General features: G+C 62.0%; 11 protein-coding genes. 4 read left to right on the forward strand and 7 right to left on the reverse strand.

The window, feature by feature from the left end:
- Positions 1 to 160 precede the first annotated feature (160 nt).
- From NET03_RS07605 to mltG, 3 genes are all read right to left on the reverse strand, one after another.
- On the reverse strand, positions 161 to 889 hold the full coding sequence (locus tag NET03_RS07605; RefSeq protein ID WP_252128310.1) for a prepilin peptidase: 729 nt from the start codon (positions 887 to 889) through the stop codon (positions 161 to 163).
- A gap of 84 nt (positions 890 to 973) precedes the next feature.
- Complete coding sequence (gene aroE / locus NET03_RS07610) at positions 974 to 1,813, reverse strand: shikimate dehydrogenase (protein ID WP_252128311.1); 840 nt, start codon at positions 1,811 to 1,813, stop codon at positions 974 to 976.
- A complete protein-coding gene (gene mltG / locus NET03_RS07615) occupies positions 1,810 to 2,862 on the reverse strand; it encodes an endolytic transglycosylase MltG (RefSeq protein ID WP_252128312.1) in 1,053 nt (350 codons plus the stop codon). The genes aroE and mltG overlap by 4 nt, the downstream gene beginning before the upstream one ends.
- 75 nt (positions 2,863 to 2,937) lie before the next feature.
- Between mltG and miaA the strand changes: the two genes are divergently transcribed.
- The 3 genes from miaA (at position 2,938) to NET03_RS07630 (ending at position 5,643) form a co-directional block, all read left to right on the forward strand.
- Positions 2,938 to 3,927, forward strand: a complete 990-nt coding sequence (gene miaA / locus NET03_RS07620; protein WP_252128313.1) for a tRNA (adenosine(37)-N6)-dimethylallyltransferase MiaA — start codon at positions 2,938 to 2,940, stop codon at positions 3,925 to 3,927.
- Positions 3,928 to 4,263: 336 nt separating this feature from the next.
- Complete coding sequence (locus NET03_RS07625) at positions 4,264 to 5,214, forward strand: iron-sulfur binding domain-containing protein (RefSeq protein WP_252128314.1); 951 nt, start codon at positions 4,264 to 4,266, stop codon at positions 5,212 to 5,214.
- 234 nt (positions 5,215 to 5,448) lie between these two features.
- Positions 5,449 to 5,643, forward strand: coding sequence for a hypothetical protein (locus NET03_RS07630; protein WP_252128315.1), 195 nt, complete (start codon positions 5,449 to 5,451; stop codon positions 5,641 to 5,643).
- A 78-nt stretch (positions 5,644 to 5,721) separates the two neighbouring features.
- On the opposite strand, the gene NET03_RS07635 is transcribed toward NET03_RS07630, so the two are convergent.
- Entirely contained in the window at positions 5,722 to 6,942 is a 1,221-nt protein-coding gene (locus NET03_RS07635) for an argininosuccinate synthase (RefSeq protein WP_252128316.1), read from the reverse strand.
- A gap of 649 nt (positions 6,943 to 7,591) precedes the next feature.
- Here NET03_RS07635 and NET03_RS07640 point away from each other — a divergent pair.
- Complete coding sequence (locus NET03_RS07640) at positions 7,592 to 8,458, forward strand: adhesin family cell surface protein (RefSeq protein WP_252128317.1); 867 nt, start codon at positions 7,592 to 7,594, stop codon at positions 8,456 to 8,458.
- Positions 8,459 to 9,586: 1,128 nt separating this feature from the next.
- Here the strand turns inward: NET03_RS07640 and NET03_RS07645 are convergent.
- The 3 genes from NET03_RS07645 to NET03_RS07655 form a co-directional block, all read right to left on the reverse strand.
- Entirely contained in the window at positions 9,587 to 9,892 is a 306-nt protein-coding gene (locus NET03_RS07645) for an ABC transporter permease (protein WP_252128318.1), read from the reverse strand.
- A 90-nt stretch (positions 9,893 to 9,982) separates the two neighbouring features.
- The gene (locus NET03_RS07650) at positions 9,983 to 10,228 is read right to left on the reverse strand and encodes a hypothetical protein (protein WP_252128319.1); all 246 of its coding nucleotides are present in this window, start codon (positions 10,226 to 10,228) and stop codon (positions 9,983 to 9,985) included.
- Between the two features lie 3 nt (positions 10,229 to 10,231).
- On the reverse strand, positions 10,232 to 11,155 hold the full coding sequence (locus NET03_RS07655; protein ID WP_252128320.1) for an ABC transporter ATP-binding protein: 924 nt from the start codon (positions 11,153 to 11,155) through the stop codon (positions 10,232 to 10,234).
- Between the last annotated feature and the right edge of the window lie 304 nt (positions 11,156 to 11,459).

The following is an 11,459-nucleotide window of genomic DNA, read 5'->3' on the forward strand; positions in this document are numbered from 1 at the left end:
GCCTCAATCCCACGCGCAAGGGGAAGGGAGCAACTGCGCAACGAGCGCCTGGCCACCAGTAACTCGATCCCACGCGCAAGGGGAAGGGAGCGTAGGCGTGTGCTGCGCGGCTCCATGTGTACTGCTTCGGGCCCACGCCGTGTCGTGGGAATGCGGAGGATCAGGCAGGTCCCCAGAGGAGGAGACCGGTTACTGCACCTGCAGCGAGGAATGAACCGTACGGGAGATAGGTAAGGCGGCTGGCGCTCCGGTAGGCGAGGAGCCACAGTGCGGCGATCGCTGCAGCGGCCATACCGAGCAAAAGGGTCGGAAGGAACCGATTGATGCCGAGCATTGCGCCAATGAGTGCGGCGAGGAAGATGTCACCGCTTCCCAGGGCTGGGCGCCGATAGAGAAGCCTGCCGAGACCGTAGAAGATGAGGAAAAGCAGGGTTGCGGCCGCACTCCCAGCAAGTGACAAGAGGAGCGCACGAGGCGAGGCCAAGAGTGCAAGGATGGTGGCGAGCAGTAGGGTTGGAACGACGGTCACCAGATAGATGAGGTGGTGTGTCCAGTCGATGCGGGCGATGAGCCAGAGGAAGAGCGTGAAGAGGGAGACACGGAAGGCATCCAGCGGCGCAGAGAGGAAACGGAACCAGGCGGCAGCGAGGGTGCCAGCGGCCAACAGCTGGAGCACAAGCTGTGAGCGAGGGAAGAAACGGCAGGCGGCACAGCGGCGAGGGAAGAGCCAGCTCCAGTGGGAAGCTGGTGCGCCACAAGCTGGGCAGGCCGGTTGTCCGAGGAGGGGCTCCCCGGAGGGAAGTCGCAGAGCAGTGAGCTCGATGAGGCCGCCGAGCGCGAATCCGACAGCGGCAGCGATCGGAAGGGAAGCGACGGTCAAATCGAACATCCGGGCATTCCCTCGGCCCTGTGACCAAAACCCTCCCGTCGTCGTTTCGCAACGGAGCGTAGCAAATGGGGGCCGAAACGTCTCTCACCCGTTCGTCCCGAACCGGCGAGCGCGAGCGTCTATGGCCGCGCGCAGCATGAGGTCGTATGGGGGATCCGTCTGGAACCAGAGGCGGAATGACTCAGCTCCCTGGGCAACGAGCATTTCGAGGCCGTCGAGCGTTGCAAGGCCACGGGTGTGAGCGGCGGCAAGCAAAGGAGTCTGGCGATAGGTCAGGTCGTAGACGAGTGCATGCGAGGGCAACGCCTCGACCCACTCAGGCGGGATTGGGGAGGAGTGGCCATCCCAACCGACGCTGGTGGCATTGACGAGGAGATCGGCAGTGGCCAATTCTGGGAGCAATTCTGTCCCAAGGGGTAATGCCCGACCAAGGCCAAACTCGGCGACCAGGGCCTGGGCGCGGGTCAGAGAACGGTTTGCGATCACGAGTGAGCGGCAACGGTGATCAGCGAAAGCGACGACAACTGCGCGTGCTGCGCCGCCGGCTCCGAGCAAGACGACACGAAGATCGCCGATGGGAAAACCGCGGCGGGTGAGCGGGAAGAGAAACCCCGGGATGTCGGTGTTGTCACCATGGAGACCGTTGCTGCGCACGACGATGGTGTTGACCGCCCCGGCGCGAAGGGCGCGAGGCGCCAGAGAATCGACGAAGCGGGTGACAGCCTCCTTGTGGGGGACCGTGACGTTGGCACCAACAACGTTGGGCTCTCGGAGTGCGGCGATGCGAGTGGGCAGCTCCGCCGGTGGGGTTGGCCAGAGTTCGTAGTGGACGGGAATGCCGAGGGCATCAAGGGCAGCCTGCTGGAATGCAGGAGAGAGGCTGTGCTCAACCGGGTAGCCGATGAGTCCGAGGCGCTTCGTCATCCGCCGTGCTGCTCCCGAATATTATGAACATGCTCCTCATAGGTGCGAGCGAAGACATGGGCGCCGCTGCCGTCGCCACGCGTCACGAAGTAGAGATAGTCCGTCTGGGTTGGTGAGAGGGCTGCTTCGATCGAGGCACGACTCGGATTACAGATTGGTCCGGGCGGGAACCCTGCATAGCGATACGTGTTATAAAGACTATCAACGGTTGCCAGATCGGGGAGATTGTCGAGAGATGGCCACCAATCTTGTGGTGTACCGAGAGCATACTGCACCGTCGGATCGGCCTGGAGCGGCATGTTCTCACGCAGACGATTGTAAAAAACGGACGCGATGATCGGGCGTTCTTCGGGAATAACGGCCTCGCGTTCGACGATCGAGGCGATGATGAGCACCTGGTAGAACGTGCGGTCGAGTTCCTGGGCGCGGGCACGATCTTCCGCTGGCACACGGCGGTCGAAGTTTTGGAGGAGTGTTTCGACGATCTCTTCGGGTGTCGCATCGATGCGAAACTCATAGGTGTCAGGGAAAAGGAACCCCTCGATGGTCGCTGTGGAGGGGACGTCGGCGAGGAAGGGAAACCGTGTCTGCCAGCGGCTGGCCTGAAGAACATCAAGGAATTGCTGAGGGCTGGAGAGGATCCCCACCCGGACGAGTTCGTCGGCGTACTGTTCCGCACGCCATCCTTCCTGGAAGCGGACCCGGACAACCTGGACGCCAGGTGCGGTCGTCAACGTGCGAATGATCTGATCGACCGACATGCCGGTGTAGAGAGTGAACCGACCGGCGCGGATGCGCGTATCGGCGTTACTGAGGCGAATGCGCAGTTTGAAGTAGGCTGGTGAACGGATAAGGCCAGCCTCGTGGAGACGCTCCGCGATTGAGTCAATCGACTCATCCTGCTGAACTTGAAAGACGACGGGGGTTCCTGCCGGTTGACTCGTCGCCTCGAGCCGAGCGACGAGCGCTCGTTGTGCCGCGATGACGATAACGGCGGCAAGAACGAGTACGGCAGCGAGCTTGAGAGCCTGTACCATGACCCGGAGCACGAACCGTGGCCTCCCGTCGGCGCTGAACGTAACGGGGCGCGCGACCGGCGGTGAGTCTACCAAGGGGCGATTGGGATGGGCAAGCGGAAACCGGTGATCGCGTTGGTTGGGCCGACCTCGGTGGGGAAGACGGCGACGGCGATCCGGCTGGCGCTGGAGTTTGGCGGTGAGGTGGTCTCGGCGGATTCGCGGTACTTATACCGCGGAATGGACATTGGTACAGACAAGCCTTCTCTCGAGGAGCGCAAGGGTGTGCCACACCATCTGATCGATATCGTGGATCCGCGTGACGACTACTCGCTGGCGCTTTACCAGCGGGATGCTCGTGCGGCGATTGAGGCGATCCATGCCCGTGGCAGGTTGCCGATTGTTGCGGGTGGGACACCACTGTATCTTCGAGCCTTGCTCGAAGGGTGGCGGATTCCACCGGCACCGCCGAACCCGGAGCTCCGAGCGCACTTGGAACTCCGAGCGCGTGTTGAAGGGCCTGAGGTGTTGCACCGTGAGTTGGAACGAGTTGACCCACTGGCTGCGGCGCGGATCCCACCGGAAAACGTACGGCGGGTGATCCGCGCGCTGGAGATTTTTCACGCGACCGGGCGACGCATGACCGAACTCGAGGGGAAGGAGTCACCGCCATGGCGGGTCTTATGGCTTGGGCTGACCATGCCGCGCGAGGAGCTCTACCGGCGGATCGACGAGCGGGTAGAACGGCAGATTGCGCGTGGCCTGGTGGATGAGGTGCGGCAGCTGCTCCGGGAAGGTGTTCCGCCAGACGCGCCGGCGATGACTGCGCTGGGGTACCGCCAAATCGTGCTGTATCTTGAGGGGAAGCTCACGCTGGAAGAAGCGGTCGCACGAATCAAGTACGACACGCATCGGTACGCGCGACACCAGCTGACTTGGCTGCGACGGATGAAGCAAGTGGAGTGGTACGACGTCACACAGCCTTCGTGGTACGAGGCGATGCGGGAGCGAGTGCGAATGTTTCTGGCGGACGAAACCGATGAGGGGGATGCCGCCGTACACCAGAACGGAGGAGGAAAGAGAACGCCTCGCGCGTGAGGAGGAGGCACGGAGGGCGGCCTAACGTGGCCGCCTTCGTGTTGTCTTGGTTCAGTGGGGCTCGTCGCCGAAGGCGGCGAGCCCTGGCGGCGCGAGACCGTCCTTGCGTGAAGAGCGGGTATGTGTTGGCGCGGACACAGTGGTCAAGGGGAACTGTAAGAGAACATGCCAGTGTGTGGCGGTCGTTTGTCGTAAGAGGCTGGAAGAGGATGAGAGTTTTGACACGCTTGAACGGGTGGGTGAGCTGATGCGGGACTGAGCACAAGGAGTTAGAGCGTGGGAAGGCAGGTAGAGTTGGGGTAGGATGCTCCTGCGTGCTATGGGGGAGCAAGGGCGGTGATCGCGGAGGTTCAGGAGTGGCTCATTGAATGGTACCGCAGGGAGGCACGGGATTTGCCTTGGCGCCGAACGCACGATCCGTATCACATCTTAGTAAGCGAGGTCATGTTGCAGCAGACCCAGGTCGAGCGAGTGATCCCGTACTACGAACGTTTTCTTGCGCGCTTTCCTACGATTGAGTCGCTTGCGCAAGCGTCACCCGCAGAAGTGATTCGCCTCTGGGGTGGTCTTGGTTACAACCGCCGTGCAGTGTATCTGTGGCGAGCGGCACGCGCAGTGATGGAGCAGTATGGTGGGTCGATACCGAAGGATCGGCGGGAACTTCAGCGCCTGCCGGGAATCGGACGCTACACCGCCGGTGCGGTGCTGTGCTTTGGCTTTGGGGAACCGGTCGCGTTTTGGGACACGAACATTGCGCGTGTTCTGACGCGGATCTTCCTTGGCCCTAATGCGCGACCGACTTCCCAGGAACTGGATCAACTTGCCGAGAGAGTGTTGCCGGTCGATCGCGCGTATGAGTGGAACCAGGCGCTGATGGAGTTGGGTGCGCGGGTTTGTCTGGCGCGTCGGCCACGCTGTGGTGATTGTCCGGTGCATGAGTTGTGCCGCTCAGTTGGAACAATCGGCAAGCCTCGACGCCGGAGTGAGCAGTTCACGGGGTCGCGCCGGTACTACCGAGGGCGGATCATCGAGGCGTTGCGTGGACGATGGGGTGGCATGCGGCTTGACGAGCTTGGGTGGGCGGTCCGGGAAGACTACACGCCCGCGCATCGTGCATGGTTGGAACGTCTGGTGACGGACTTGGCCCGTGAGGGGTTGGTTGAGGCGGCGGAGGAGCGGGGTGAATATGTGGTGCGGCTGCCGGGTGGTGGGGAGACCGGTGACAGCTGCGGGGAGTGGGACGAGCGAGCAGCCGGTGGGGTTAAGGTAGGGCCTCACTCTGCGTGATACGGCGCGAGGCGGTCTCCCAAGGTGGCAGAATGGTGCCTCACGTCTGCAGGGGCAAGTTCACAGGTGGGGCACCGCGCCGGAGGCGGCAGCCGCGGGAAGGATACAGTAGTCGTCGAAGGGGACGGAAAGCGAACACGTGATTGGCTCGTGAATGGTTTCGCAAAGTCGTGGGCGCGTGGTAGGATAAGCGATGACAATTGGTCAAGCATCCTGGCACGAGAGGAGTGAAGCGTGGCCAAGGGACAGACAAGCCAAGTGGTCGAGGAGCGGGTGGAGGTCGTGGCGGCGCAGCAGCCGCTCTTCGGGTACGAATTTCGGTACGGGTGGGGATTCTTGGCATTCGTGACATTCGTTGGGCTTAACGTCCTTGGGCTGATTATCTGGATGATCATTGCCATCAACTCGCCGACGATCCATCCCTGGTGATAAGTTGAAGAAAGCGACACGGGTAAACGGGGGTGCCTTTGGCACCCCCATTTTGTCACCTCGAAGTTGAGCCGCATGTCAAGAGTTCGGGCTCCGCTGCCGGAGCAGCGCGGCGACCTTCAGCGGGAGCCCGAACAAATTGATGAAGCCTTCGGCATCGCGTTGGTCATAGATGGCATCCGCGCCAAAGGTCGCCAGCTCGATGCTATAGAGGCTCTGTGGCGAGCGACGACCGGTGGGGATGCAGTTGCCCTTGTAGAGGACAAGGCGGACCTCACCGGTGACGGGGCGTTGGGTGACGTCCACAAAAGCATCGAGCGCTTCGCGTAGCGGGGTATACCAGAGGCCGTAATACACGAGTTCGGCGTATTTTAAGGCGAGCATGTCTTTGAAGTGCATCGTCTCGCGGTCGAGGGTGAGTGACTCGAGCTCCTTATGGGCGACGGAAAGGATGGTTGCGCCGGGCTGCTCATAGACGCCACGAGACTTCATACCAACGAGGCGATTCTCGACAAGATCGATGCGGCCGATGCCATGGCGTCCGCCAATTTCGTTGAGGCGCTGCAGGAGAGAGACGGGCGGGAGTCGCTCGCCATTCAGACTGACGGGGTAGCCCTGTTCGAAGCCGAGAACGATCTCCTCGGGCTGATCAGGGGCAGCCTGAGGGCTCGCGGTGATCTGGTAGACACGCTCATTGGGGGCCTGCCAGGGATCTTCCAGTTCGCCGCCCTCGTGGGAGAGGTGCCAAAGATTCTGGTCACGGCTGTAAATGTTCTCTCTGGACTGCGAGACGGGAATGCCGCGTGAGGCGGCGTACTCGAGCAGTGCTTCGCGACCAGAGAGATCCCACTCACGCCAGGGGGCGATGACGGTGAGTTCCGGGGCGAGCGCCTTATAGGTGAGTTCGAAGCGGACTTGATCATTCCCCTTGCCGGTGCAACCGTGGGCGACGGCGTCAGCTCCCTCACGCTTGGCGATCTCGACCTGATATTTGGCGATGAGCGGTCGAGCGAAGCTCGTGCCGAGCAAGTATTTGCGCTCGTAAACGGCGCCGGAACGAAGGACGGGGAAGGCGTAGTGCGTAAGGAATTCCTCGCGGAGATCGAGGACGTAGGCCTTCGAGGCACCGGTAGCGAGGGCCTTGGCCTCGATGCCGGAGAGATCATCACCTTGGCCGACGTCGGCAGTGACAGTGATGACCTCGCAGTCGTAGGTTTCTTTCATCCATTTGAGAATGACCGAAGTATCAAGCCCGCCGGAATAGGCGAGGACGACCTTCTGAACTTTCTTCTTGGGCACGCCGTGCTCCTCTCGCACTCAAAAACCCTGATTGCTCGATCTCACGAATTGACGGAAGGAATGACTCGGCGTCACCTGGAACGACCGGGCATGCGGACGAGCACAGCGCTCCCTCCCCCACAACACATTTACCGCGGCGAGGGTAGCAGGGTGCACGATGTGCGTCAAGGGGCTACGGAAGAGGAAGACTGGCAGGAATATCCGAGGGGCAAAACATCCTTCGTTGTCTCCACCCGCTTCCGCAATGAGCAGCGGTGGAAATCGGGCGAGCTTAGCCACGGAATAACGACGTTCTGGGGATCGGCTCATGCCGAGACATAGCGAGAGAGCACACCGCGGGCCTGCCGGATCAAGAGCGAAGTCGGTGCTCGGACAGGCCCGCACATCGTGCCGCACTGGCAGCATGTAGATAACGATCGATTGTTCTTCGTGTTCAGCCGTGAAGGATCCTAAGACATCAGGGCCAAGCGGGTCGCGGGGATTTCTACGAGCTGCACCGTCGCAGTGCCGGGAAAGACGAAACCGTGGGCGGTCTTCACTGGTACAAGGGGAACCAACCTGCCTAGGAGAAATAGGCGGTGTAAAGGGGTCAGTGATGCTGCGTTGTTCAGGATGACGACAGATCGGACGCAGAGCGAAGGAGAACGCAATGTCGGAGCAGTACGGTGCTGAACATGAGCAGGTTTGGGAAGCGCTCGCTCCCTCGGTGGACCGGCTTGATGCGGATTCCTGCTCGCGACCGAGCTCGGCGTTCCCGATGGCAGGGAGGCACTCTCGCTGGCCAGGCCGTGCTTGGTTCGGCCGACGGTGGGCGGTGGCAGTGACTGCGCTCGCGTTCCTCTTCGCAGGGATGCCAGCACTCGCGGGGCCAGGTGGCCTGCGTGGCACAGTGACGGAGAGCGTACGGCATATGTTTGCCGCCGCCTCAGAGGATGATCGAGTCATTGTCCTGCAAGAAGGAACGCCGGGGCCAAGTGAAACGGTCGAGCCATCGGTGTCGGTTGAGCCTACAGAGACGGTGGAACCCACAGCGACGGTGGAGCCAACCCAGACAGTCGAGCCGTCTCCGACCGTAGAACCCACCGAGACAGTGGAGCCATCGCTAACCGTAGCGCCAACGGAAACGGTTGAACCAACGGAGACGGTTGAACCGACACCGACGTTTGAGCCGACCGAGACGGTGGAACCGACGCCGGAACCGACAGAGACGGCCGAGCCCACACCAGCTCCGGTGCGGGACGTGGCTCGCGACAATCACGGTCGTGCAGTGTCGGAGGTTGCCAAGTCAAACGATGGTGAGGGAAACCACGGCCAAGAGGTGCGCGAGGTGGCACGGGACAATCACGGTCGCGAGGTCTCCGGGGCAGCGAAGGGAAGCGACGAGAGCGAAGAATCTTCCGAAGCGGTCTCTGATGTCGCGCGTGACAACCACGGGGCACAAGTTCGCGAGGTCGCACACTCGCACGAGCATGGGAGAGGCGTTGGCGGCGGACGGCGCGGGATTGGCGGGCGATGAGAGCTGGTCGAGTAGTGTGGTTAGGCGGTGGACAGCTCCAGAGCCTGTGTGAAGGTGGGGATCATTGGGAGAACGATCGCACTACCCTGCTCCCTGATGCGTTACCGAAGCAGAAGCTGGTGAGGGTAACAGTTGGTTGGAGAAGGGGTTCTCCGCCAGGGGGTTGGAGGGGGCGTCGTTTGGATCGACAAGGCGAAATCACGTCTGGACAAGCTGGTGTTCGGCCGCGGAGTCGGTGTTCCGGGGGCGTTTCGGTGCGCCGATTGTGCCATACGGCTCGGCCGCATGCCGAACAAACGGTTTCTGGTGAGGTGCGTGATCAGCGATTGCGTGGTGGTGAGTCGGGAGTGCAAGGCGCTTTGGTTGATCGCGCGGGGTAAACCGGTTCAGGACAGGTGGAGCGCAAGGGCACCCGAGTGCTCATGCTCGACCGAAAGGCCTGCGACAACGCGGGGGAGCATTGGCGGCATTCCAGATGAAAGCAGCTATTGGAGTGGAGGGTCGAGAGGCTGTCACCCGCGGAGGTCACAGCGGCCCTCGGTACCGGTGAGTTGGCGGGGATCACATTGTAGCCCGAGTGTTGATTCGCCCGTGGCGCGGGGTTGGTGCGGAACTGCTGTCACAAGAGCTGGCGCTCTGGAGTGTTCGGCGCGTCAGGATAGGCAGGGGCGCGGTACTTCGGACATCTGGAGTGCTGTGGTCGCTCGTGGGGGTGCGTATCTGGGACCTCTTCGTGTGGGGAGGAAAGGTCACAAGCGATGGCGCAAATGCTGCAAGAGTCATTGTTCTCGCGGCTGTCCATGGCCGTCGGTCTCGCTCACCGGGGGATGATAGGTGGCTCGCGTGCGGACTCGGCCGCTCTTCGCAGTGCTCAGGTGGCTAATTCTCGGTGAGTTGCGAGAACTCCGACGCCAGAGCGGTGGCGCGGGGTCAGGCTGTCGGAGGACGTACCTTTCGGAGTCGGGCGAGGATGATTGCCCTCACCGCGGCTGACCATTCACGCGGGAGGTGCCCCGGGTTACCCCGCTGCGAGCGGAAGTGCCTGGCTGCGATGGCACCCGCGAGCGAGGACCAGAGGGCCAGGGCGAGCAGCGTCTTTCGCTCAGTGTGCTATCAGGGCTGCGCGATTCAGGCGTCGCGAAACAGGGTGACCAAGAGGCTAGGAGGCAGCTTTACAGGGGGGTCACCAAGGCGAGCGGGCAGGAGTTCACGTGGCCGCATCGTACCAGTGAGGAACAAGGTGAAATAGCTCACGACCAGTGCGATGACCAGCGCGGTGCGCGCGGTCGGGACAAGCGCAGTGATGGCGAAGCCGAGGGCGGAAAAGGGAAGGGAGGCGAGGAGTAGGGCGACCAGTGCACTGCTGAGGAAGGAGCCGGGGAAGCAGAGACCATCAAAAAGTTTTGCGAGAAGGAGGAGCGTGAGGATGTCCACGCTGACCAGGGGCCGAAGGCGACGCGTGGTACTGAGGACAGCTCCTGAGGATACCGGCGTGACCGTGAGGCGACGGAGGGCGCCGCGTGCTCAGTAGGCAGCGATAGTGATAGGCGAATTGGACAGGGCGAGCGTGGTGGTGATCAGCGTGATGTAGCTGGGAGTGGAAAGATCGATGGTGCCGAGACGGCTGGATTGAGGAGGCGCACCGTCGTCGAAGATGCTCCCGCAAATCAAAACGAGCAACGGTGGGAAAACAAGGGTAAAGAAGGCGGCGAATAGCTCACGGAGCTGCAGTAGGAATTCTCGCCAGGTGAGGCAAACCAGGCTACGCATGACTCACTGTTCCGGTCGTGACAGTGCGGACCCAGTGAGGACAAGGTAGGCATCTTCCAGTCGACCGCTCGAAACCCGAAGTTCCCGCAATGGGATGCCGTGTTGGACGAGGGCTTGGACGACAGCAGCGACGACCCGATCGTCGTCGGCGCGGACGAGGAGTGTTTGATCGAGGATCTCGACACTGCGAACGCCAGGAAGCTGGCCGAGCGGTGGCAAGGGAGTGCCGTCCGGGATACGCAGGGCGATGCGCAGGCCACCGACGACGCGGGCGATGAGGCGCGATGGAGTATCAAGGGCGACAATTCGCCCCTGGTGGACGACGGCGATGCGGTCACAGAGTTCCTCGGCCTCTTCCATAAGGTGGGTGCTGAGGAGGATAGTCTTGCCACGGGCGCGGACAAAGCGAATGAGATCCCAGACAGTGCGACGAGCGTGGGGATCGAGCCCAGTGGTGAGCTCATCAAGGAAGAGGAGACGCGGATCATGGACGAGGGCGAGGGCGAGAAAAAGGCGCTGCTTTTGACCGCCGCTAAGGGCCGCGAAGGGGGTGTGTACCTGGTCGATCAGTCCAAGCTGCGCCAGGAGCTGGTATGGATCGAGGGAATTGGGATAGAGGGCGGCAAAAAGAGAGATAGCCTCGCCCACTCGGAGCCGGTCGGGAAGTGCGCTCTCCTGCAGCTGGACACCGATGTCAGCCGCGAGGCGGCGGCGCTGCCGCCAGGGGTCCAGACCGAAGACGCGAACGGTGCCGGCATCGGGCCGACGGAGTCCCTCCAGGCACTCGATGGTGGTAGTTTTGCCGGCACCGTTGGGACCGACAATACCGAAGATTTCACCTTCCTCGACTGTGAAACTCACGTTGTCGACGGCGACAACTGAGCCATAGGTCTTGCGGAGTTCGCTGACCTCGATGATGACACTCATGCGCTCCCTCCTCTGGTATCGGTCGTGTCCTGATGGCCATTGGTCTCCGTCACCCTGTGCGCGTGGTAGAGGTTCTGGGGGAGCCACTGGCCGGAGAAGATCCATTCCGAGGCGGTGCAATGGTCGGTCATGGCAAGACGGCCAAAGGTGGTCAGCGGGACATCGGCGCGGGGTTTGCGGTCGGTGAACATCCTGCAAACCATGATGGAGCCGGTCTCCTCCAACCTTGCCCAGTCTGTGGGAAAGGTTTCTTGAGCCTGTGCGAGACGCGTGCGATGGTTGGTGAAGACGACCTCAGAACTCA

Source organism: Thermomicrobium sp. CFH 73360, from assembly GCF_023806465.1.
In the GTDB taxonomy this organism is placed as follows: Bacteria; Chloroflexota; Chloroflexia; order Thermomicrobiales; family Thermomicrobiaceae; genus Thermomicrobium.

What these genes read in the sequence shown, in the direction of transcription:
- NET03_RS07605 (WP_252128310.1), bottom strand. Translation starts at nt 889, where the DNA reads ATGTTCGATTTGACCGTCGCTTCCCTTCCGATCGCTGCCGCTGTCGGA.
- aroE (WP_252128311.1), bottom strand. Translation starts at nt 1,813, where the DNA reads ATGACGAAGCGCCTCGGACTCATCGGCTACCCGGTTGAGCACAGCCTC.
- miaA (WP_252128313.1), top strand. Translation starts at nt 2,938, where the DNA reads ATGGGCAAGCGGAAACCGGTGATCGCGTTGGTTGGGCCGACCTCGGTG.
- NET03_RS07640 (WP_252128317.1), top strand. Translation starts at nt 7,592, where the DNA reads ATGTCGGAGCAGTACGGTGCTGAACATGAGCAGGTTTGGGAAGCGCTC.
- NET03_RS07650 (WP_252128319.1), bottom strand. Translation starts at nt 10,228, where the DNA reads ATGCGTAGCCTGGTTTGCCTCACCTGGCGAGAATTCCTACTGCAGCTC.
- NET03_RS07655 (WP_252128320.1), bottom strand. Translation starts at nt 11,155, where the DNA reads ATGAGTGTCATCATCGAGGTCAGCGAACTCCGCAAGACCTATGGCTCA.